At 54.3% G+C, this 22707-nt stretch carries 23 protein-coding genes, 1 tRNA gene and 2 pseudogenes; 16 read left to right on the forward strand and 10 right to left on the reverse strand.

Features of this window, described 5'->3' with window-relative positions; translation table 11 throughout:
- Positions 1–286: CDP-alcohol phosphatidyltransferase family protein (locus HMPREF1028_RS07865; RefSeq protein WP_009312283.1), on the reverse strand; the 286-nt coding region annotated here is incomplete at its 3' end.
- Between the two features lie 119 nt (positions 287–405).
- On the opposite strand from HMPREF1028_RS07865, the gene queC reads away from it, so the two are divergent.
- From queC to HMPREF1028_RS15525, 3 genes are all read left to right on the forward strand, one after another.
- A complete protein-coding gene (queC, locus tag HMPREF1028_RS07870) occupies positions 406–1065 on the forward strand; it encodes a 7-cyano-7-deazaguanine synthase QueC (RefSeq protein WP_009312284.1) in 660 nt (219 codons plus the stop codon).
- Positions 1066–1146: 81 nt separating this feature from the next.
- Positions 1147–1458, forward strand: a complete 312-nt coding sequence (locus HMPREF1028_RS15520; protein ID WP_009312285.1) for a DUF4336 domain-containing protein — start codon at positions 1147–1149, stop codon at positions 1456–1458.
- A 12-nt stretch (positions 1459–1470) separates the two neighbouring features.
- Positions 1471–1899: a hypothetical protein gene (locus tag HMPREF1028_RS15525; RefSeq protein WP_009312286.1), complete on the forward strand. Its 429-nt coding sequence runs from the start codon at positions 1471–1473 to the stop codon at positions 1897–1899.
- 133 nt (positions 1900–2032) lie between these two features.
- On the opposite strand, the gene HMPREF1028_RS07880 is transcribed toward HMPREF1028_RS15525, so the two are convergent.
- From HMPREF1028_RS07880 to folP, 5 genes are all read right to left on the reverse strand, one after another.
- A complete protein-coding gene (locus tag HMPREF1028_RS07880; protein WP_009312287.1) occupies positions 2033–2824 on the reverse strand; it encodes a TatD family hydrolase in 792 nt (263 codons plus the stop codon).
- A 5-nt stretch (positions 2825–2829) separates the two neighbouring features.
- Positions 2830–3822 carry an asparaginase gene (locus HMPREF1028_RS07885; RefSeq protein WP_036529505.1) on the reverse strand — a complete coding sequence of 331 codons (993 nt, stop codon included), beginning with the start codon at positions 3820–3822 and terminating at the stop codon, positions 2830–2832.
- Positions 3823–4272: 450 nt separating this feature from the next.
- The gene (locus tag HMPREF1028_RS07890; protein ID WP_003755047.1) at positions 4273–4956 is read right to left on the reverse strand and encodes a DedA family protein; all 684 of its coding nucleotides are present in this window, start codon (positions 4954–4956) and stop codon (positions 4273–4275) included.
- Between the two features lie 305 nt (positions 4957–5261).
- Positions 5262–6599 carry a phosphoglucosamine mutase gene (glmM, locus tag HMPREF1028_RS07895; protein ID WP_003743468.1) on the reverse strand — a complete coding sequence of 446 codons (1338 nt, stop codon included), beginning with the start codon at positions 6597–6599 and terminating at the stop codon, positions 5262–5264.
- 288 nt (positions 6600–6887) lie between these two features.
- Positions 6888–7748, reverse strand: a complete 861-nt coding sequence (folP, locus tag HMPREF1028_RS07900; RefSeq protein WP_009312289.1) for a dihydropteroate synthase — start codon at positions 7746–7748, stop codon at positions 6888–6890.
- A 146-nt stretch (positions 7749–7894) separates the two neighbouring features.
- Between folP and HMPREF1028_RS07905 the strand changes: the two genes are divergently transcribed.
- Positions 7895–9088, forward strand: a complete 1194-nt coding sequence (locus HMPREF1028_RS07905; protein ID WP_036529445.1) for an amino acid aminotransferase — start codon at positions 7895–7897, stop codon at positions 9086–9088.
- 104 nt (positions 9089–9192) lie between these two features.
- On the opposite strand, the gene HMPREF1028_RS07910 is transcribed toward HMPREF1028_RS07905, so the two are convergent.
- Positions 9193–9268: transfer RNA gene (locus HMPREF1028_RS07910), tRNA-Arg, on the reverse strand.
- A gap of 286 nt (positions 9269–9554) precedes the next feature.
- On the opposite strand from HMPREF1028_RS07910, the gene HMPREF1028_RS07920 reads away from it, so the two are divergent.
- From HMPREF1028_RS07920 to HMPREF1028_RS07945, 6 genes are all read left to right on the forward strand, one after another.
- On the forward strand, positions 9555–10412 hold the full coding sequence (locus HMPREF1028_RS07920; RefSeq protein ID WP_009312291.1) for a c-type cytochrome: 858 nt from the start codon (positions 9555–9557) through the stop codon (positions 10410–10412).
- Positions 10413–10815: 403 nt separating this feature from the next.
- Positions 10816–11556 (forward strand): DNA repair protein RecO, encoded by a 741-nt coding sequence (gene recO / locus HMPREF1028_RS07925; RefSeq protein WP_036529507.1) that lies wholly within the window; start codon positions 10816–10818, stop codon positions 11554–11556.
- A gap of 60 nt (positions 11557–11616) precedes the next feature.
- Entirely contained in the window at positions 11617–12345 is a 729-nt protein-coding gene (gene pdxJ, locus HMPREF1028_RS07930; RefSeq protein ID WP_009312293.1) for a pyridoxine 5'-phosphate synthase, read from the forward strand.
- A gap of 51 nt (positions 12346–12396) precedes the next feature.
- Entirely contained in the window at positions 12397–12774 is a 378-nt protein-coding gene (acpS, locus tag HMPREF1028_RS07935) for a holo-ACP synthase (RefSeq protein ID WP_003755026.1), read from the forward strand.
- A gap of 75 nt (positions 12775–12849) precedes the next feature.
- The gene (locus HMPREF1028_RS07940) at positions 12850–13653 is read left to right on the forward strand and encodes an NUDIX domain-containing protein (protein WP_003755024.1); all 804 of its coding nucleotides are present in this window, start codon (positions 12850–12852) and stop codon (positions 13651–13653) included.
- 1 nt (position 13654) lies between these two features.
- On the forward strand, positions 13655–14077 hold the full coding sequence (locus HMPREF1028_RS07945; RefSeq protein WP_003755022.1) for a hypothetical protein: 423 nt from the start codon (positions 13655–13657) through the stop codon (positions 14075–14077).
- Positions 14078–14344: 267 nt separating this feature from the next.
- Here the strand turns inward: HMPREF1028_RS07945 and HMPREF1028_RS15530 are convergent.
- A pseudogene (locus HMPREF1028_RS15530) lies at positions 14345–14407 on the reverse strand (transposase); the annotation flags it as partial.
- Positions 14408–14652: 245 nt separating this feature from the next.
- Here HMPREF1028_RS15530 and hisC point away from each other — a divergent pair.
- The 5 genes and pseudogenes from hisC to parE all read left to right on the forward strand — a co-directional run bounded on the left by hisC (position 14653) and on the right by parE (position 19868).
- The gene (hisC, locus tag HMPREF1028_RS07950) at positions 14653–15732 is read left to right on the forward strand and encodes a histidinol-phosphate transaminase (RefSeq protein ID WP_009312294.1); all 1080 of its coding nucleotides are present in this window, start codon (positions 14653–14655) and stop codon (positions 15730–15732) included.
- 29 nt (positions 15733–15761) lie between these two features.
- On the forward strand, positions 15762–16742 hold the full coding sequence (gene hisB / locus HMPREF1028_RS07955) for an imidazoleglycerol-phosphate dehydratase HisB (protein WP_009312295.1): 981 nt from the start codon (positions 15762–15764) through the stop codon (positions 16740–16742).
- A gap of 179 nt (positions 16743–16921) precedes the next feature.
- Positions 16922–16987, forward strand: a pseudogene (locus HMPREF1028_RS15535) (transposase); the annotation flags it as partial.
- A gap of 301 nt (positions 16988–17288) precedes the next feature.
- Positions 17289–17813 (forward strand): RNA pyrophosphohydrolase, encoded by a 525-nt coding sequence (locus HMPREF1028_RS07960; RefSeq protein ID WP_003743450.1) that lies wholly within the window; start codon positions 17289–17291, stop codon positions 17811–17813.
- Positions 17814–17882: 69 nt separating this feature from the next.
- Positions 17883–19868, forward strand: coding sequence for a DNA topoisomerase IV subunit B (gene parE / locus HMPREF1028_RS07965; protein ID WP_009312296.1), 1986 nt, complete (start codon positions 17883–17885; stop codon positions 19866–19868).
- Between the two features lie 134 nt (positions 19869–20002).
- On the opposite strand, the gene HMPREF1028_RS07970 is transcribed toward parE, so the two are convergent.
- Positions 20003–20857, reverse strand: coding sequence for a protein C- splicing region (locus tag HMPREF1028_RS07970; protein ID WP_009312297.1), 855 nt, complete (start codon positions 20855–20857; stop codon positions 20003–20005).
- 124 nt (positions 20858–20981) lie between these two features.
- Positions 20982–21965, reverse strand: coding sequence for a protein C- splicing region (locus tag HMPREF1028_RS07975; RefSeq protein ID WP_009312298.1), 984 nt, complete (start codon positions 21963–21965; stop codon positions 20982–20984).
- Positions 21966–22328: 363 nt separating this feature from the next.
- Between HMPREF1028_RS07975 and HMPREF1028_RS07980 the strand changes: the two genes are divergently transcribed.
- Positions 22329–22703, forward strand: a complete 375-nt coding sequence (locus HMPREF1028_RS07980) for a hypothetical protein (protein ID WP_009312299.1) — start codon at positions 22329–22331, stop codon at positions 22701–22703.
- The last annotated feature ends 4 nt before the right edge of the window (positions 22704–22707 follow it).

Raw genomic sequence — 22707 nt, forward strand, 5'->3', positions numbered from 1 at the left:
CATCGGTGATTTCGTTCAGATAGCCGCCCAATGCCGACTGCTGACCGAACTCGCGCGCCAGCATCCCGTCCACCGCGTTCAACGCCATACGGACGAACAGCCACACGGGCAACAGCCAAAACAAGGCAGGAACCTGCGCGCCGAGCGACAGCAGCAGCCCGACCGCGACCGACACCGCGCAAGCCGCCAGCGTAACCTGATTGGCGGTTACCCCCTTCTGATAAAGCCGGCGCACCAGCGGGCGCAGCAGGTTTTGGAATTTGGGTTTAAGGGCGTAGATGCTCATGATTATGCCGTCTGAAAATAAACGAAGTGCCGCGATTATAGACGAAATCCGTTATAATCCGTCAACTTTCCAACCACGCGGTTCGCAAACCTCCCGCGTTACCAAAACTAGGATTCACCATGCAAAACCAACAAGCCTTGGTCATCTTCTCCGGCGGCCAGGATTCCACCACCTGCCTGATTCAGGCGATTCAAACCTACGGGCGCGAAAACGTCCAAGCCATCACCTTCCAATACGGGCAACGCCACGCCGTCGAACTGGAACGCGCCCGCTGGATCGCGCAGGATTTGGGTGTCAAACAAACCGTACTCGACTTGAGCCTGATGCAGCAGATTACGCACAACGCCCTGATGGACGATACCGCCGCCATCGAAACCGCTTCAGACGGCCTGCCCAATACCTTCGTGGACGGACGCAACGCCCTTTTTCTGCTCTACGCCGCCATCTACGCCAAAGGACAGGGCATCAGGCACATCATCGCGGGCGTGTGTGAAACCGACTTCTCCGGCTATCCCGACTGCCGCGACGTGTTCGTCAAATCCATGAACGTTACCCTCAATCTGGCGATGGACTACGCCTTTCAAATCCACACCCCGCTGATGTACCTGACCAAAGCGCAAACTTGGGCGTTGGCGGACGAAATGGGCGCGCTGGACTACATCCGCGAGCAGACCCACACCTGCTACAACGGCATCGCCGGCGGCTGCCACGAATGCCCAAGCTGCGTGTTGCGCGAGCGCGGGCTGGCGGAATATTTGGAAAGCAAAAAGGCCGTCTGAAAACGTGTTCCGTCCGGAGTGGGAACGTCTGCGGTAAGAGGGCAGTCGAATAATCAGCCGAGAACAACTGTAAGGGCCGTCATGACCGACAAAATCCATCTCTACCACCCGCTCCATACTCTGAAACCTTTTTCAGACGGCATCTGGATTGCCGACGGAAAAGTCATACACATGAATTTTCCGCTGGGCATCAAAGTGCCGTTCAGCACCCGCATGACCGTCGTGCGCCTGAACGACGGCGGGCTGTGGTGCCATTCGCCGGTTGAACCCGTGCCCGAACTGTTGCGGCAAATCGACGCGCTCGGCGAAGTCCGCCATCTGGTTTCGCCCAACAAAATCCACTACGCCCACATCGCCGCGTGGAAACGGCATTACCCGCAGGCGCTTGCGTGAGCAAGTTCCGACGTGCGCGAGCGGGCGGCGTCACAGCATATTGCCGTTTGTTTCGATGCCGACCTCGGTGCCGCCGCGCCGCCGCAATGGGCGGACGATTTGGCGCAAATGCCGTTTGCGGGCAGCGCAGCGATGGAGGAAACCGTGTTTTTCCACCGCGCGAGCCGAACCCTGATACTGGCCGATTTGATTGAAAACTTCGAAACCGCCAAATTTCCCAGCCGCTTTTGGGCGGGCGTGATGAAACTGACGGGTATCGCCGACCCCGACGGCAAGGCCCCCGCCGACTGGCGCGCCACCTTCAAAGACAAAACCGCCGCCCACGCCTGCCTGAAGCAGATGCTGGACTGGCAGCCGGAAAAAATCATACTGGCGCACGGCCGCTGCTACGAAACCGGCGGCACGGACGAACTGCGCCGCGCGTTCAGATGGCTGGATTAACCAAGCTGCGGCTGTTTTGTTGAAAAATATAGTGGATTAACTTTAAAAAGCCACAGCGGTACGCAAAACCACTATGGCTTCCCATACAACCAAAGGTCGTCTGAAAACACGATTTCGATAAGACGGAATGTTTTCAGACGACCTTTTCTGTTGCCAGCAACATTTCCACATTCCGCTCGGTCGCTTCGGCTATCTCTTCAACGGCAACGCCGCGAATTTCAGCGGCGATGGCGGCGATTTGGCGGATGTTGGCGGGCGTGTTGGTTTCGTTTTTCAGCATAAACGGGCTGTCGGTTTCCAAGACGAAATCGGTGTCATTCAAGGTTTTGAGGGTTTCGCGTATTTTTCGTGCGTTCGGGTTGAGCAACAGCGAACCGATGCCGATTTTGAAACCTAATTTCGTCAACACGCGCGCTTCTTCCGCGCTGCCAGAGAAGGCATGAACGATGCCGCCCTGGGCAAAGCCTGTCTGTTTGACGGCGGCGGCGATGTCGGCGGTGGCTTTGAGATTATGGATAATCACGCGGCGGCGCAGGGTTTGCGCGATGGCAAGCTGGCGGCTGAAGACTTGGATTTGCCGCTCGCGCTGCGGCGGCGTTTGGGTTTTGTCGTAAAAATCCAAGCCGATTTCGCCGACCCATGCCGCCGGACGCGCTTGCAATGCTTGCTCCAAACGCTGGAAATCCGGTTCGGAAACGTCGTCTGAAAACCAAGGATGGATGCCGAGCGCGATATGGATATTACGGAAAATCGGGTTTTCAGACGACCTCTCCGCCAAATCCGCCACGTCCTGCCAATCCTGCGGCTGGGTCGCGGGAACAATAAACCGCCCTACCCCTGCCTCCCGCGCGGCGGTCAGGATGTGCGGCAGGTTTTCACGCAAGGCGGGATCGGCGAGGTGGCAGTGGGTGTCGGTGAAGTTCATCGGTTTCACACTAATTTTAGTCTTACCAATTCTTTGTGAACATCTTCCACCCCCCAGCCTTGCGATACAGCGAGGGTCATGAGTGCGGTGGCGGTTTCGAGGTTGCATTTTCCACCGTTGATGATGCCCGAATTGCGGAACGCGTTGCCTTGCGCGTAAACAGCGGCGGTTCTGCCTTGTCGGACTTGACTGATGTTGAGCAGCAGTTTTCCTTGCTGCGTAAAGTCTCGGACGGCACCGATGAAACCTTCGTCTGCGGGGGTGTTGCCGTGTCCGTAGCTTTGCAGGATAAGGGCTTGGACGGGAAGCTGTCCGAGTCCGTTCGCAAGTTCTTGGACGGCAAAGCCGGGGATAAGCGTGCGGACGGCGATTTTTGCCTGCGGGTCGGGATAGCGGATTTTGAGGTCGTCTGAAACATCCGCCGCATCTTGGGACGGAATGCGAATATGGTTCCAACCTTGGGTTTCGTCCCATTCGGCGATGGCGCCGAAATGCGGATTGTCGAAGCCTGCGGCGGTTTCGGTGCTGACTTTGCTGCTGCCGACGGCGGGATAAAGTTTGCCGTCAAAGGCGATAACGGTTTGTTTGAGCTTGAGGCTGAAGGCGGCGACGGCGGTGGAGAGGTTGCGCGGGGCATCGCTGTTTTCGGCGGCGTAAGGCCATTGGGAACCGGTCAGGATGATGGGTTTACCCAAACCTTGCAGGGCGAGCGCGAGGAGGTTGGCGGTGTACACCATGCTGTCCGTGCCGTGCAGTATCAGGATGCCGTCGCAGGAAGGCAGTTTGGCGGCGATGATGTCCAGCCAGTCGCGCCAGTGTTGCAGGGTGACGGAGGAGGAATCAATCAAGGGATTGCAGACGTGCCACTCGAAGTCGAGGTCGTCTGAAAAGGGGGAAAGGGCTTGGCTGACAAGCGCGGTATCGGGGCGCAGGCCTTCGCTGCTTTGGGTCATGCCTATGGTGCCGCCTGTGTAGAGGACGAAGATTTTTTGTTTCATGGACATCATCGGGTCGTCTGAAAATAATGATGCGGCTTATTTAACTATATTTCGGACAGGCTGGCAATTTGGCGGCGCAGACGGTTTTCAGACGACCTTGAAATGAAAAAGCACCCCGAGGCTGTCGATATTTGATTTTCCAAGTGGATTTTTACTCACGAAGCAGGAAATTCAAAGCGGAAGCCGCAACAAGCTTGGACGCTTGGTGAGGATTGCCAACGCAGAAGATACCGCTTTGGGGATAAAAAGGCACGGAAACTATAGTGGATTAAATTTAAATCAGGACAAGGCGACGAAGCCGCAGACAGTACAGATAGTACGGAACCGATTCACTTGGTGCTCCAGCACCTTAGAGAATCGTTCTCTTTGAGCTAAGGCGAGGCAACGCCGTACTGGTTTAAAGTTAATCCACTATATTGAATATCGTCAACCTTGTCAGGATGCTTGATTTTATTGTTCGCTTTGAGCGGCTTTTTTGGCTGCCTTGGCGGCTTTGCGCTGCGCCCGCTTTTCGCTCAATTTGGTACGGTAGAACTGGAGGCGCTGGCGTTTTTTCCACCAAAACCAGGCCAACACCACTGCCAATATACCCAAAACAGTAAAGATGCCGGATTGCAGGCTGTGCATTTTTGCCATCAGCCAATCAATGTTGTTCGCGCCGTATTCGCCCAAATAAATCCACACCGGTACGGAAATCAACGCGGCAAGCCCGTCCATCAGGATGAAACGGGTATAGGAAACTTTGCGGCTGATGCCTGCGGTCACGAAAACGGCGGTACGCAAACCGGGCAGGAAGCGGGCGACGAACAATACCCAGTTGCCGTATTTGTCGAATTTCTCCTGCACCTGCGCGTAACGCTTTGGTGTCATCACGCGGGCAATGGGTTTGAACTTGAGAATTTTCTGCCCCCACACGCGTCCGGCGACAAACATAAATCCGTCGCCCGCCAACACGCCGAGCATACCGACGACAACCATCCAATGCGAATTGGTGTACCCCAAGCCGGAAATCACGCCGCCTGTCACCAGCGTCAAATCTTCGGGAATCGGCACGCCAAAGCCGCAAATGACCAAAACGAAAAACACAGCTGCATAGCCGTAATGGGAAAAAAGGGCTTCTAAAAAGGCAAACATGGCGTATCCGTCGGTTGTAATGTGAAGGGGAAATTCATTTGAACTGAATGTTGTATTTTACCAAAGATAGGGTCGTCTGAAAGAAATAACAAGGCAGGTTATGAAAATAGGCGTGAACAATATTGGTTGATGTGTTTCAGACGACCTTGAATCCTAAAAAACACAGTGGATTAACCTTAAACCGGCATGGCGTTCACCCGCCTTGCCCTGATTCAAAATTAATCCACTGCACCGCCGTTCCCGCTTGCACGGAAATGACGGCAGTTTCAAGGTTTGTTAAAAACCCGATTTATTGTCCGACAGCATTACTGCTTGCCGGTAATAGCTGCTGCGATGCGTTCCGCACCTTTTTTCGCCCAGTCCGCCTGACGCGCTTCGACCATGACGCGCACGACCGGCTCGGTACCCGATGCGCGCAACACGACGCGGCCTTTGCCTTCGAGTTCTTTTTCCACTTCTGCCAACACGTCTTTCGAGGCTTCCTGCCATTTCTGACCTTTTTGGATGCGCACGTTGATCATGGTTTGCGGATACGGCTGCCAGTCGGCGCAAACAGTGGCGAGGTCTTGGTTCAGGATTTGCAGCGCCGCCAAAACTTGCAGCGCGGAGATGATGCCGTCGCCGGTGTTGTGTTTGTCCATACACAAAATATGGCCGCTGGCTTCGCCGCCGATGAGCCAGCCGCGTTGGTTCAGTTGTTCCAACACATAGCGGTCGCCGACTTTGGCGCGGCAGAAATCGACGCCCTGCTCTTTCAGGGCAATTTCCATCGCCATATTGGTCATGACCGTACCGACCACGCCGCCGATGTTGATGCCTTCTCGGGCGCGGGCTTTGGCGATGACGTAAATCAAGCTGTCGCCGTCGTACACTTTACCGTTGCGGTCGACCATCATCAGGCGGTCGCCGTCGCCGTCCAACGCGATGCCGTAGTCGGCTTCGTTTTGCAATACGGCGGCCTGCAAGGCTTTGGGATGGGTGGCGCCGCATTTTTCGTTGATGTTGTAGCCGTTGGGTTCGTCGCCGATGCTGACGACTTGCGCGCCGAGTTCGTGGAACACTTTGGGTGCAACGTCATAGCCTGCGCCATGCGCGGTATCGACCACCAATTTCAGGCCGCGCAAATCCAAATGGCTGGGGAAGGTAGATTTGCAAAATTCGATGTAACGGTCGTCCGCGCCATTGATACGGCGGGCGCGTCCGAGTCGGGCGGACGGCTGGGTTTTCATTTCCTCATCAATTTTGGCTTCGATTTCCAACTCGATTTCATCGCTCAGTTTCACGCCGCCTTCGGCAAAGAATTTGATGCCGTTGTCGGAATACACATTGTGCGACGCGGAAATCATCACGCCTGCGGACAAACGCAGCGCGCGGGTCAGATAAGCCACGCCCGGCGTAGGCAGCGGGCCGGTTTGGATGACGTTGACACCTGCGGCGGTAAAACCCGCCACCAGTGCGGCTTCAAGCATGTAGCCGGAAATGCGCGTGTCTTTGCCGATCAGGACGGTCGGCTTCTGCCCGCCGTCATGCTGCACCAACACCTGCCCCGCCGCATAACCGAGTTTCAATACGAAATCGGGGGTAATCGGGAATTGTCCGACTTCGCCGCGCACGCCGTCCGTGCCGAAATATTTTTTTGCCATGAGTTTGCTCCGTGAGGATGTTTTTAGAATGGGGTTACCCGTAAATGTCATAACGGGCAGTATAGGGGGTTTTATGCAAAACTGTTGGGATTTATGTTTAGCGTCATTAGATTGCGCCTGAGCGGTATAGTTTCTTATTTTATCAAAATACGGAACAAGTTAACCGGATTAAACAAACAGGTCGTCTGAAACCGTCCAACTCGTTTTCAGACGACCTCTTTATCACCACTTCAGGGGCTGCCGACATTTCATTTTTCAGATGGTTTTTTGCTTCCCAAACAGAAGCTATTAAATGTAAATGCCGGTAATCCCTAAGGCATCCCACACCTTCAACGCATCCGCCGTCGCCTTCACATCATGCACGCGCACGATTTGCGCACCGCGCGCCACAGAAGCCAGCGCCGCCGCCACGCTGCCGTGTACGCGTTCCGCCACGTCCGCCTCGCCGGTCAGCTCGCCTATCATGCGTTTGCGCGACACGCCGATCAGCAGCGGAAAACCCGTTTCCGCCATCAATTCGGGCAAGTGCCGCATCAGCGCAATATTGTGTTGCAGGTTTTTACCGAAACCGAAACCCGGGTCAAGCGTGATGCGTTGCGGAGCGATGCCTGCCGCGATACATTCCGCCGCCCTCTCTTTCAAATACCGCGCCACTTCGCCGACCACATCTTGATATTTCGGATTAATCTGCATGTTTTCGGGCAAACCCTGCATGTGCATCAGGCAAATGCCCGTGTCCGCCTGACGCGCCAGCAATTCGACCGCGCCCTCGTCGGTCAACGCCGCTATATCATTAATAATATCGACGCCGCCGAGCGCCAACGCTTTTTCCATAATCACCGTGCGGCGCGTGTCCAAACTGACGGGAACGCCCCACCCCGCCACTTCCGCCAATACAGGCTTAACCCGCGCCCATTCTTCTTCAGGCGAAACATAATCCGCACCCGGCCGCGTCGATTCGCCGCCGATGTCGAGAATGTCCGCACCCTCTTTTAGAAGCTGTTCGGCGTGTGCCAAGGCTGTTTGGGCATTTTGCGAATACACGCCGCCGTCGGAAAAAGAATCGGGCGTCAGGTTGACGATACCCATGATTTTCGGCTTGTCCAAACCGATTTCAAACCTGCCTGCCTGCCAGATGCGCGTGGTCATGATGGTGTTCCGTAAAATAATGAAGACGAAATTATAGGTCGTCTGAAAACATCATGCAGCTTTCAGACGACCCCGTTTTACAAATCCTGCCGTTTAATGCAAAAATCAGGTTTTCCGTCCTAATCCGCCTGACAAAGGAAACAGCCATGTACCGACACGTCGAATACTATCCCGGCGACCCGATTTTGAGCTTGGTCGAAACCTTCAAAAACGACCCGCGCCCCGAAAAAGTCAATTTGAGCATAGGCATTTATTTCGACGACGAAGGCAAAATGCCCGTATTGGAATCCGTGAGCCATGCCGAAACCGCCCGCGCCGCCACGCCTGCGCCGTCGCCCTATCTGCCGATGGAAGGCTTGAACACTTACCGCAGCGCGGTGCAGCATTTATTGTTCGGCAAAGACAACCCCGCACTCGCGCAAGGACGCATCGTTACCGTGCAAACCTTGGGCGGCTCGGGCGCGCTCAAAGTCGGGGCGGATTTCCTGCACCGCTGGTTTCCCGAAGCGCACGCCTACGTCAGCGACCCGACTTGGGACAACCACCGCGGCATTTTTGAAGGCGCCGGTTTCGAGGTCGGCACTTATCCTTATTACGACCCCGCCACCGTCGGCGTGAAATTCGACGAGATGACCGCGTTTTTCAACACCCTGCCCGAACACAGCGTCTTAATCCTGCATCCCTGCTGCCACAACCCGACCGGCGTGGATATGTCGGAACAGCAATGGGACGAAGTATTGCAAATCATCAAAACGCGCAAACTGATTCCGTTTATGGACATCGCCTACCAAGGCTTCGGCGGCGATTTGGACAGCGATGCCTACGCCATCCGCAAAGCGGTGGAAATGGATTTGCCGCTGTTCGTCAGCAATTCATTCTCGAAAAACCTGTCGCTCTACGGCGAGCGCGTCGGCGGCTTGAGCGTGGTTTGCCCGAATAAAGAAGAAGCGGAATTGGTGTTCGGTCAACTCAAATTTACCGTCCGCCGCATCTACTCCAGCCCGCCCGCACACGGCGCCTATATCGCCGCCGATGTGATGAACAATCCCGAACTTTACGTCTTGTGGCAAAACGAAGTCTATGTCATGCGCGATCGAATCCGCGCCATGCGGCAGAAACTTTACGACGTATTGACCGTCCAAATCCCTGACCGCGATTTCACTTATTTCATCAAACAGCGCGGCATGTTCAGCTACACAGGATTGAGCGTGGAACAAGTCCGCAGGCTGCGCGACGAATTTGCCGTTTACCTGCTGGATTCGGGCAGGATGTGCGTCGCCGGGCTGAACGCATCGAATATCGCCTATGTCGCCGATGCGTTTGCCGAAGTGCTGAAATAAAGCGCAAAAAGTAAAAGGTCGTCTGAAACCCGATGTAGTTTTATTTGAAGTAAGTCAAAAGGCCGCCCGAAAAATTTTCATCTTTCAGACGGCCTCTCTATAATTGGCGCACCCAACAGGGATCGAACCTGTGACCTCCAGCTTCGGAAACTGACACTCTTCCAACTGAGCTATGGGTGCGAAGAAGGCGTAAGATTAACGCAAATCCCGCCTGTTGGCAAAGCCTATTATGCAGGATGGCGCAAACAAGACAAATTTGAAGAAAAATCCCATAAAATAATCAACAACATACATAACCCACCCCTTAACAGGCGGCAAAAAACCGCCGCCTTTGCGTATATTTTCCACAAGAGCGATTGGAAAGCCTTTGTGAATTCAGTATAATCCAGCAAAATATTGTTAACTGCGTTTAACACACCAAACTATAACTCAAAGCACAACCTAACCTAACGGCGAGGCCTACCAAATGAAACAACTCCGCGACTCCAAAGCCCAAGGCTCTGCATTGTTTACCCTTGTAAGCGGTATCGTTATTGCCATTGCAGTCATTTACTTCCTCATCAAATTGGCGGGCAGCGGCTCGTATGCAGACGTTGCCCAATCTTCCGAAACCGCTACCCAAACCCGCATCCAGCCCGTAGGACAGCTTACCTTGGGAGACGGCATTCCGGTAGGCGAACGCAAAGGCGATCAGATTTTCAACAAAATCTGTATCCAGTGTCACGGCACAGACAGCTCTGTACCCAACGCACCGAAAGTTGAACACAACAGCGACTGGGCTCCCCGTATCGCACAAGGCTTCGATACCCTTTTCCAACACGCTCTGAACGGCTTTAACGCCATGCCTGCAAAAGGCGGCGCAGCCGATTTGACCGACCAAGAACTCAAACGCGTCATCACTTACATGGCGAACAAGAGCGGCGGCACCTTCCCTGATCCGGATGCCGCAGCGCCTGCCGATCAAGCCGCTTCAGGCAATGCAACCGCCTCCGCACCGGCCGCTGCCGGCTCTGCCCCCGCAGCCGATGCACCTAAAGCCGAAGACAAAGGCGCAGCCGCTCCTGCAGCTTCCGGCGCAGACGGTAAAAAAGTTTTCGAAGCAACCTGTCAGGCATGTCACGGCGGCGCAGTCCCCGGCATTCCAGGCATAGGTAAAAAAGACGAATGGGCTTCACGCATCAAACAAGGTAAAGAAACCCTGCACAAACACGCTCTCGAAGGCTTCAACGCCATGCCTGCAAAAGGCGGCAACGCCGGTCTGAGCGACGATGAAGTCAAAGCAGCGGTCGACTACATGGCCAACCAATCAGGCGCCAAATTCTGATTTGTTCAAGAACGCTATTGATATCCCGTCAAAAACGCACCTTTAAACAAGGTGCGTTTTTTTGCAGCCGTTCGCCATCCTAAAAGATATAGTGGATTAAATTTAAATCAGGACAAGGCGACGAAGCCGCAGACAGTACAGATAGTACGGAACCGATTCACTTGGTGCTTCAGCATCTTAGAGAATCGTTCTCTTTGAGCTAAGGCGAGGCAACGCCGTACTGGTTTAAAGTTAATCCACTATACAAATCGACCAGACCCATCGATTGATTTTGCCTTCTCCTTTCCCTCTTGATATTCAAAGCATTCTAAACAACAAAAATATTTTCAGACGACCTCCTACCCACTTTGGTAAAATGCACCACACCATAATCCGCCCCTTCCACACTCCCGACCAACTGCCCATGACCAACCAGCGCATCAACCACGAACCCGTCTTCCTGCTTGCTTCCGCCCCTTGGCGCGAGAGCAGTTTGTGGGTGGAAGTGTTCAGCCGCCGTTACGGGCGCGTGGCTTTGCTGGCGAGAAGTGCGCGCAAGCGGCAGAGTGAGTTGCGCGGAGTATTGGTTCCGTTTGTGCCGGTCAGTGCCTCTTGGTACGGTTCGCAAGAGTTGAAAACGCTGCACCGCGCGGAGTGGATAGGCGGCTGGCCGCAGCCGCAAGGCAGGGCTTTGTTCAGTGGCTTATATATCAACGAACTGATGCTCAAGCTGACAACCCGCGAAGACCCGATACCCGAGCTTTACGACGCGCTGGAAGCGGTAATGCGGGCGGTATGCGGCGAAAGCGGTCATACCGCCGCGCTGCGACGCTTTGAATGGACTTTACTCAACCGCTTGGGATTCGCGCCCGATTTGTTCCACGATGGCAACGGCGAAGCAATCCGTGCCGAAGAAACCTACTGGCTGACGCCTGAAAACGCGGTCGTTCCCATCGAAGAAGCCGAACGCTTCAATCCACGCAATCATGGTGTGGCAATCGGCGGCGACATTTTGATCCAGCTGCGCGAAGGCGATTTCACCCACCCCGAAAGCCTCGGGCAATCGCTAAAAATCACGCGCCTGCTGATTGACAACCTCCTGCCCGAAGGCATTAAATCCAGACAGGTTTTGCAACAACTCCAGCAATTCAGTTTCGGCGTTTAACTTTTTCAGACGACCTTTTCCATCGGCAGGTCGTCTGAAAATCCAAAGAAAGGACACATCATGCTCTTAGGTGTAAACATCGACCACATCGCCACCGTCCGCAACGCCCGCGGCACGACCTATCCCAGCCCCGTAGAAGCGGCATTGGTCGCGGAAACACACGGTGCAGATTTGATTACCATGCACCTGCGCGAAGACCGCCGCCACATCAAAGACGCGGACGTGTTCGCCGTCAAAAACGCCATCCGCACGCGCCTGAACCTTGAAATGGCGTTGACCGAAGAAATGCTGGAAAACGCGCTTAAAGTCATGCCGCAAGACGTGTGCATCGTGCCTGAAAAACGTCAGGAAATCACGACCGAAGGCGGTTTGGACGTATTGGCGCAACAAGAAAAAATCGCCGAGTTCACCAAAATCCTGACCGACGCTGGCATCCGTGTTTCGCTCTTTATCGATGCCGACAACGAGCAAATCCAAGCCGCCCATGATGTCGGCGCGCCCGTTATCGAGCTGCACACCGGTGCATACGCCGATGCACACAGCCACGCCGAACAAATCAAGCAATTCGAGCGTCTGCAAAACGGCGCGCATTTTGCCAGCGATTTGGGCTTGGTCGTCAACGCCGGACACGGCCTGACCATACACAACGTTACCCCCATCGCCCAAATCCTCGCCATCCGCGAGCTGAACATCGGGCATTCGCTGATTGCCCAAGCCCTCTTCCTCGGCCTGCCCGAAGCCGTCCGCCAGATGAAGGAAACCATGTTCAGGGCAAGACTGCTGCCTTGATAGGCGACACCACCTTTTCAGACGACCTTCTCTCAACAAGGAGACCACCGCATGATTTACGGCATAGGCACAGACATCGTTTCCCTCAAACGCATCATCCGCCTGAGCAAAAAGTTCGGACAAGCGTTTGCCGAGCGCATCCTCACCCCCGAAGAACTGCTCGAATTCCCGCAAGCGGGCAAACCCGTCAACTACCTCGCCAAACGCTTTGCCGCCAAAGAAGCCTTCGCCAAAGCCGTCGGCACGGGCATACGCGGCGCGGTTTCCTTCCGCAACATCGGCATCGGGCATGACGCATTGGGCAAACCCGAATTCTTCTACGCCCCCGCCCTGTCCAAATGGCTGGAAGAACAAGGCATCAGCCGCGTCAGCCTCAGCATGAGCGACGAAGAAGACACCGTGTTGGCATTCGTCGTTGCCGAAAAATAAGACAACACCCATTGGCAGGTCGAATTCCCGAATCCGACCTTTCCGAATTTTCAGACGACCCTTCTCCCTATTCCCATGACCCAAGACACCCGCCCCCTTATCCGCGTCGTTGCCGGCATCCTGCTCAACCAAGACGGCGACTACCTGCTCAGTTCCCGCCCCGAAGGCAAGCCCTATGCCGGATATTGGGAATTTGCCGGCGGCAAAGTCGAAGCGGGCGAAACCGACTTCCAAGCCCTGCAACGCGAGTTTGAAGAAGAACTCGGCATCCGCATCCTAGCCGCCACACCTTGGCTGACCAAAATCCATTCCTACGAACACGCCCGCGTCTGCCTGAAATTTCTATGGGTAAACCCCGACCAATGGACGGGAGAACCCCAATCCCGCGAAGGACAGGCATGGTCGTGGCAAAAAGCGGGCGATTTCAACGTCGCCCCCATGCTGCCTGCCAATGGTCCGCTGCTGCGCGCCCTTTCCGTCCCACGCCGGCTTCAAGGTCGTCTGAAAACCGGTTTGTACGGACAAAACAGCACCGGCGAATACCGCGTCGCGCCCTACTCCCTAGCCGAACCGCACCACGCCAACATCCTCATCTCAGAAACCGAACTGCGCAAGCTCGGCAAGCTGCCCCAAGCTCAAAGCGTTTGGGTGTCGGTACACACCCGCGAACAATGGCAACGCGTGCAAGATGCCGACGTCGTCGTTTGGCAAGTCAACCACGAAGCAAGCGCACGGCAAGTGCTTGAAATATTAGAACAAGGCGTATCCGTTCCGCTGGTTGTCGCCGCGCCCGAAACACTGGTTTCAAGCTACCGCGACCGCTGGCTCTCGACAGGCGCACACGCCGTCCTGTCTGACAATGACACCGAGGTCGTCTGAAATGGTCAAAAACCGCAAACTCCTCCTCGCAGGCGTCCTCCTCATCCTCTTCGCCGCCGCCAAACTCCTGCTGCTGGACTGGTGGCAAAAACAACAGCCTCAAGCCCGCGCCGCCGAGTGCGACCTCATCAAAGGCTGCACCCTGCCCGACGGCTCGCACGTCCGCTCCACCCCCATCAGCCACCGCTCCGCCTTCGACATCACCGTCGAAAACACCCCGGCCGAAACACAGCAAGTCAGCATCAGCTTCAGCATGAAAGACATGGACATGGGCTTCAACCGCTATATGCTCCAACAACAATCCCCGCGCACTTGGCAAGCGCGCCAAATCCACCTGCCCGTCTGCGTTGAAGGCAGACGCGACTACATCGCCGACATCACCATAGGCGGACAGACTTTTCAGACGACCTTTACTGCCCAATAGGCTTTCTACGCGTATTCCGCAAGAAAACTTTTCGTCGAATGGCTCATCACGGATTCAATTTCAATCAGAAACCTGAAAAGAGTGCCTATAACATGAAAGCGATTGTTTAGATGTTTTTCACACTAAACAATCGCTTTCTTCAGGTTTGCACAACATAAAGCCATGCCGGTTTATATAGTGGATTAACTTTAAACCAGTACGGCGTTGCCTCGCCTTAGCCCAAAGAGAACGATTCTCTAAGGTGCTGAAGCACCAAGTGAATCGGTTCCGTACTATCTGTACTGTCTGCGGCTTCGTCGCCTTGTCCTGATTTAAATTTAATCCACTATATTAAAAACCCACCCGTATCGCAACCTAATGTTTCCAAATCTCCCTATTTAAGTTTGCTTATCAATAAAAACAGACAAAGCAGCCCAAGAATATTCAAAAAATATCTTTGAATTCAATATTTATATCAAACCTTCATTATAAAAATAATATAAACACCCCATTTATTAATTATATTACTGTCAACACTCTGATTTTGTGCTATATTGTGACGAAATAACCATTATTCAGAAATTGAGAAGAAAACTATGAAAACCGCCTCCGACTTCATCCGCGACGACATCAAATCCATGTCCGCCTACCGAATTGCCGACTTGCCCGAAGGCTTCATCAAGCTGGATGCAATGGAAAGTCCGTATCATCCGTTTGCCCGTTTCCCCGAGCTGTCAAACGAATGGCTGCGGCTGATTGCCCGAGCGCCGATTCATCTTTACCCCAACCCCGCCGCCAGCGGGCTGCAGGAAACTTTAAGAAAAGCCTTCGATATTCCTGAAGCTGCCGCCATCGCTTTAGGAAACGGCTCGGACGAGTTAATCCAATTCATGACCCTGCTCGTTGCCCAATCCGGCGCAACCATGCTGGCGGTAGAGCCGAGCTTCGTGATGTATCGGCACAATGCCGAGCTGTACGGCATGAATTATGTCGGCGTGCCGCTCAATGAAGATTTCACGCTTGATTTGCCTGCCGTTTTATCCGCCATCGACAAACATCAGCCCGCGTTGATTTTCATCGCCTACCCGAACAATCCGACAGGCGTATGCTTCCGCCGCGAAGAAGTCGAAGCCATCATCCGCGCGGCACGCGGCATTGTTGTGGTTGATGAAGCATACGGCGCATTCAGCCGCGACAGTTTTCTGCCGCAGGCGGGCAGCATCGAAAATCTGGTCGTGATGCGCACCATCAGCAAAATCGGTTTTGCCGGACTGCGCATCGGCTATGCGGCAGGAAGCCCCGCCGTAATGGGTGAGCTGGCGAAAATCCTGCCGCCCTACAATATGAACCAATTAAGCTTGGCGACCGCCAAATTTGCCCTGCAACACCACGACACGATTCAGACGACCATCGATATTTTAAAAGCCGAGCGCGAACGCGTTTTCAGCGGATTGTCCGCCATAGGTCGTCTGAAAGCCTTCCCCAGCGAAGCGAATTTCATTACCGTGCGCGTTCCCGATGCAGACGCATTGTTTAACACGCTTAAAGAAAACCGCATCCTGATTAAGAAACTCCACGGCACGCATCCGCTTTTGGCGCAATGCGTCCGCATTACCATCGGCAGTCCCGAGCAAAACGATGCCGTACTGGACATTATCCGCAAGCTTTATGCCTGATTTTTTAAAACCTCACAGAGAGTAAACCTATGACCATCACTCAACTCCACCTTGCCAATTTCCTGCAGCTTGTCGAAGAAGCAGGCTCGCTGACCAAACTTGCCCGCAAATGCGGTTACGACAACGCAGCATCCCTGTCCCAACTGAAACGCCGCCTTGAAGAGCAGGCAGAAGACGAAAAAGCGCGCGGCATCCGCCCAAGCCTTGCCGCCAAACTCGAAGCCGGCATGCACAAACGCAAAGGCTGGTTAAACCGCGACCACAGCAAAGACAAAGAAAAAGCCGCAGCCGCCGAAGCCGCCCGCCAAGAGCGTGCCGCCCAAGCAGCCGCAGCCGCCGCACCGGCATTCCATATGCCCGCAGAAGGCCGCGCAGTCAGCATCACCCGCAACACCAGCGAAACCCAAATCACCCTCAGCCTCAACCTCGACGGCACCGGACAATACCGTTTCGACACCGGCGTACCCTTCCTTGAGCATATGCTTGCCCAAGTCGCCCGCCACGGCATGATCGACCTCGACATCACCTGCAAAGGCGATTTGCACATCGACGACCACCACACCGTCGAAGACATCGGCATCGTACTCGGACAAGCCCTGAAACAAGCCTTGGGCAGCAAAGCCGGCATCCGCCGCTACGGTCATACCTACGTTCCGCTCGACGAAGCCTTGAGCCGCGTTGTCATCGACCTCTCCGGCCGCCCCGGACTCGTGTACAACATCGACTTCACCCGCGCCCTCATCGGACGTTTTGACGTTGACCTGTTTGAAGAATTCTTCCACGGCGTCGTCAACCACAGCATGATGACCCTGCACATCGACAACCTCAGCGGCCACAACGCCCACCACCAAGCCGAAACCGTATTCAAAGCCTTCGGCCGCGCCCTGCGCATGGCGGCAGAATACGACCCGCGTATGGCAGGACAAACCCCGTCTACCAAAGGCACCTTGAGCGACGAATCCGTTGCCGTTGAAGTTACCGTTGAAGAAGAAGCGCAAAGCGAAGCGTAATCCGCTTTAAAAAGGTCGTCTGAAAACCGGGAAATAGGTTTTCAGACGACCTTTGCGTTTGCAGCAGGCATTGTTCCAAACAGCAATCGGCAAAAACATCGCAAATAAAAGCAGAAAGCATCCGCTCCCGCCCTCTTTCCCGCATCGGCGCGAACCCATCTTAAATCGCAGACAACCCAAAATATAGTGGATTAAATTTAAATCAGGACAAGGCGACGAAGCCGCAGACAGTACAGATAGTACGGAACCGATTCACTTGGTGCTTCAGCACCTTAGAGAATCGTTCTCTTTGAGCTAAGGCGAGGCAACGCCGTACTGGTTTAAAGTTAATCCACTATAAAAATCCATAGCCCAAATCTCATCCACAGATTCCGTTCTTCAAAAGCATCTTGTCAAACCACGCACCCTGTTTCCCTATCATTACCCACAAACCCCAAAAAGGTCGTCTGAAAACAGGCATAACAAGTTTTCAGACGACCTCCGATTTGTCAAACCCGCCCGATTTATGGGAAAATCGCACGATTGAATTTAACGAAGGGCGACACCGTGTTAGACAGAGAAGGCTATCGCCCCAATGTCGGTATCATCTTAATCAACAACCGCAACGAAGTCTTTTGGGGCAAGCGTGTGCGCGAACATTCGTGGCAGTTTCCACAAGGCGGCATCAAGCCGGGCGAAAGTCCCGAAACCGCCATGTACCGCGAGCTGTACGAAGAAGTCGGGCTATTGCCGCAACACATCAAAATCGTCGGCCGCACGCGCGACTGGCTGCGTTACGACGTGCCGAGCCACTGGGTACGCCGCGAATGGCGCGGTTCGTATCGCGGGCAGAAGCAGATTTGGTATCTTTTGCGGCTGGTCGGGCGTGACAGCGACATCAATCTGCGCGCCTGCCACCATCCCGAATTTGACGGCTGGCGTTGGCACCAATATTGGGCTCCCGTTGACGAAGTGATTGATTTCAAACGCGACGTTTACTTGGGGGCATTGAAAGAACTCTCCTCCCGCTTCCTGCGCGGCATGGAAAGCTACGAAGACTTTACCGCGCGCCTGCCTTTTGACAACCGATAAAACAACGAAACGCAACGCTTTCAGGTCGTCTGAAAGCGTTGTTCTTCCTTTCAGACGACCTCTTCCCCTATGACTAAAAAAAACCAATACAGCGAATCCAGCATTACCGTCCTCAAAGGCTTGGAGCCGGTCAAAGAACGTCCCGGCATGTACACCCGCACCGACAGCCCGACCCACATCTGCCAAGAGGTCATCGACAACGCGGCGGACGAGGCGTTGGGCGGTTTCGCCACTGAAATCGACGTGCGCATCCACGACGACGGTTCGCTTTCCGTGCGCGACAACGGGCGCGGCATTCCCGTCGGGCTGCACCCTGTCGAAGGCGTGCCCGTGGTCGAACTCGTATTCACCCGTCTGCACGCGGGCGGTAAGTTCAATAAAAAAGACGGCGGCAGCGCGTATGCCTTTTCAGGTGGCCTGCACGGCGTGGGCGTATCCGTCACCAACGCCCTCTCCACCCGCCTTGAGGTCACCGTCAAACGCGAAGGCAAAATCCACCGCATCGTGTTTGCCGGCGGCGACGTGGTCGAACCGTTGGCGGAAGTGGGCAAATGCGCCGTCAAAGACAGCGGCACCGAAGTGCGCGTTTGGCCGGACGGCAAATATTTTGAAAGCCCGAATTACAGCATCCCCGAACTCGAACGCCTGCTGCGCGCCAAAGCCGTACTGCTGCCGGGCGTGCGCGTTTCCCTGACCCGTCCGGTCAAAGGCGAAGACGAAGCGCACACCCAAACCTGGCATTACCCCGACGGTCTGAAAAGCTATCTGACCGACCTGATTGCCGACGCGCAGGAAGCCGTGCCGCTGTTCTCCTGTGAAAACTACATTTCAGACGACCACAACGGCGATTTCAGCATCGGCGAAGGTGCCGCGTTTGCCCTGACTTGGCTGGAAGAAGGCTCGTGTGCCAACGAAAGCTACGTCAACCTCATCCCTACCCCGCTGGGCGGCACGCACGAAGCAGGTTTGAAACAAGCCGTGTTCAACGCTGTCAACAACTTCATCAATCTGCACAATCTCCTACCGCGCGGCGTGAAAGTGCAAAGCGACGACGTGTTCAGCAAAACCGCCTTTGTCCTCTCCGCCCGCGTCCTCGACCCGCAGTTCCAAGGTCAGACCAAAGACAAACTGACCAACCGCGACGCGTTGAAACTCGTCGCCGCCGTATCGGGCGACCCTTTGGAATTGTGGCTGAACCAAAACGTGGACTTCGGCAAAAAAATCGCCGAACTCGCCATCCGCCAAGCACAGGCGCGGATGCGTTCGGTTAAAAAAATCGAAAAGAAAAAAGGCAGCGGCGTCGCCGTCCTGCCCGGCAAACTGACTGACTGCGAAAGCGAAGACATCCGCGAAAACGAACTTTTCCTCGTCGAAGGCGACTCTGCCGGCGGCTCCGCCAAACTCGCCCGCGACAAAGCCACACAAGCCATCCTGCCCCTGCGCGGCAAAGTGCTCAACAGCTTCGAAGTCCATCCCGACCAGCTCTTCGGCAACGCCGAAATCCACGACATTTCCGTCGCCATCGGCGTCGATCCGCACGGCATCAACGACCATCCCGATTTAAGCGGCCTGCGCTACGGCAAAATCGCCATCCTGTCCGATGCCGACGTGGACGGCTCTCATATTCAAGTTTTGCTGCTGACCCTGTTCTACCGCCACTTCCCGAAACTGGTCGCCGACGGACACATCTACGTCGCCCAGCCGCCGCTGTTCCGCGTCGATGTCAACGCCCAAGGCAAAAGCAAACCCGCCCGCAAATTCTACGCCCTCGACCAAAACGAACTCGACAGCATTTTGGAGCGGCTGCAAAAAGAAGGCGTCAAAGAAACCGCCTATTCCATCAGCCGTTTCAAAGGCTTGGGCGAGATGAACCCCGACCAGCTCAAAGACACCACCATGCACCCCGACACCCGCCGCCTGTTGCAGGTGCAAATCCCCGAAGGCGCGGATGACGAAACACGCGACATCTTCGTCAAACTGATGGGCAAAGGCGAAGCCGCCGCCCGCCGCGCATGGATGGAACGAGAAGGCGATACGGCGGAATTGGATATTTGACGCCGTTGGTTTAAAAAGCAAAAAGGTCGTCTGAAAGTTTCAGACGACCTTTGTTGCAAACAGCGGCGTTATGGTTGCCCGCCGTCGCGGATTACCGGGCTGTCCACCCGGCTGCGCCGCTCTGCGCCGCAATTCTAGTTGTGTACCAGGATGCCCGGATAATCGACACAGTAGGTATGGTAATCCTCGACCTCGATGTTGTAGACCGTGGTGCGGTAGCGGCGGTAATGCCGTTGTCCGTCCTCATCCACATACAGCAGGTTCTCATCATTCGGCACGTCCGCCCAATCCAATGTCGGGCGATGCCGCGATTCTTCACCCAGCACCATTTCATAGGTGTTGCCTAAATTCGACTCTTTCCAGCCGTAGGCCAGATTGGTCGGCTGTATCCAAGCCTGATCGGTATCGCGGTAGGCATACAGCGGGCGGTAATCCTCTACTACATAATAACCACGAACACCCAACACCACGTCGCCGCGCTCGAGCTGGTCGGCGCGCTTCCACACCGGTTGTTCGTACAGCCGCATTTCGTAGGGCGTGTGCTTAAATGCCCACAGGGCTTCGTATCTTGCCCTGCCTTCATCCCCGGCAAACACGTATTCGCCGTCGTCGTAATCGCAGCCCTTCCAATAGGCGCCGAGTTTACCGAATTTAGGATGCTCAAGAATCAGGTTGGTAACCACGCCGTAGACGCAGAACGGGTGGTCGGGAGTAACGACCAGGCTCCCCCCTCCTCCGTTCCTTTCGGGGAATTGGGAAAACTTCAGCATCACTACTTCCTTGTCCTCATAACGGAAGGTATTCACCACCCGCTTGGGTACGGCCTCGCCGATGCCGTTTTCCGGCCGCGACATCACCAAATCGCCCACCTTCAGTTCGTCTATCGGCGTCCAGCCTTCTTCCGTTTCTACCAAGGTGCCCTTCATAAAGCAGCCCATGCCGGAGGATAGGGCGTTTTCTACGGCGTGTTGTCCATTCAATTTGTTCATATTGTTTCCCGAGATTGGGGTTTTAAAGTTTCTGATTGAAGAAGATAGCTATGATAGATACCCCATTACCACTTATCAGGCCGTCTGAACGTTTCAGACGGCCTTTGTTGCCAATCATGGTGTTCTACCTATCATCGCGTCTCAGGATTTCCACCACATCGCGGTTGATCAAATCCTTGCTGCGGGCCTGGATTTCGGCCATCCGGTAGGAACGGGTCTGGCCGCAGGTGTTGTGCACCAAGATGCCTGCATGTCCAACCAAATAAGTGTGGGTGTCTTCCACCTCGATGTTGTAAACCGTGGTGCGGTAAGGCTGATAATGCAATGTGCCGTCGGCATCTTTGCCTAACAGCATGGCCGGATTCTCGACATCGTATGCCAAAGCCCTTGGATACATATAGTTGTTTGCCTGATCCAGCGTTAAATCGTAAATATGCCCTATCGATTGCCGCTCCCAGCCATACTTATTTGTATAACCTTGCACCCAGGCATGGTTGGGGTTGTCGCTATCGACGGCAAAATAAGGGCGCGCCATTTCCACTACACGGTATTCGTCATAGTTTTGATCATTATCGTCTATGCCTATAGCCAACACCACATCGCCGCGCTCAAGCTGATCCACCCGCTTCCAGACGGGTGTTTCATATAGCGCGATTTCATACGGGGTTTGACTGAAGCGTTCCAAGGCTTGGAATTTCTCATGCCAGTCTTCGTCGTTCTCGACATCGATATTGTCGTAATAGATGCTGTCTTCCCGACCCAATACGCCGAACGGGCTGTCCATAAACAGGTTGGTCACCACGCCGTAGACGCAGAACGGGTGGTCGGGGGTGGCGGAAAGCCGCTGCCCTCCCCCTTCCCTTCGCGGAAAGGTAGAAAAGGCAAGATCCCATACCTCCTTCTCCTCATAACGGAAGGTGTTCAACACCCGCTTGGGAACGGCCTTGCCGATGCCGTTTTCCGGCCGCGACATCACCAAATCACCCACCTTCAGTTCGTCTATCGGCGTCCAGCCTTCTTCCGTTTCTACCAAGGTGCCCTTCATAAAGCAGCCCATGCTGGAGGATAGGGCGTTTTCTACGGCGTGTTGTCCATTCAATTTGTTCATATTGTTTCCCGAAATTGTGTTTTTAAAAGTTTCTGATTAAAGGAGGTGGCTATATAGACACCTCGTATCACTTGTAAGGTCGTCTGAAAACGGATTTGGGTTTTCAGACGACCTTTTTACATTATGCTGCCAAACAGGGTTAAAAAATCATGCAGTAATCTTCAAAAAGCCGAATAGAAGGCATTTCCATATTATTCCCTCAGCAATTGCTCAATATGCATATTTTAAATGAGAAAATATATTTATGGCTGACAAAGGCCGTTTTCTTGATAATAATATTGACCCTGACTCAGAATGAATCGAAAGCATAAAAGGTCGTCTGAAAGCCAATCGTTTCAAATCATCATCTAAGGACATTCATAAATGGTACGCCTTACCTCATCCCTATTATTGCTCATCACCGGTCTTTCACTTACCGCCTGCGGCTCTAGCATTGATTACGACCGCCAAGGATTGGCGCGCAGCAAACAAATGTGGCAGCAGCGGCTGGACAACCTTCCAATCGGCGCAACTGAAGCGCAACTGCGCGACTGGCAAAACAAATACGGATTAAAACTGGCGTTTCAAGAACCTGACCATTATTACAGTTCCAACCTGCCCGAAGGCCATTTCCCCGTAAAAAAACATTGGTCCAAATTCAGCCCTTGCGATGCTTTTTTCTTATCTTTGACCATCCAAACCAACGAGCAAAAGCAAGTGGTTAAAAAAGAACTGAAAGCCTTGGGCAGCTGCATATAAACTG

This window comes from Neisseria sp. GT4A_CT1, from assembly GCF_000227275.1.
GTDB lineage: Bacteria > Pseudomonadota > Gammaproteobacteria > Burkholderiales > Neisseriaceae > Neisseria.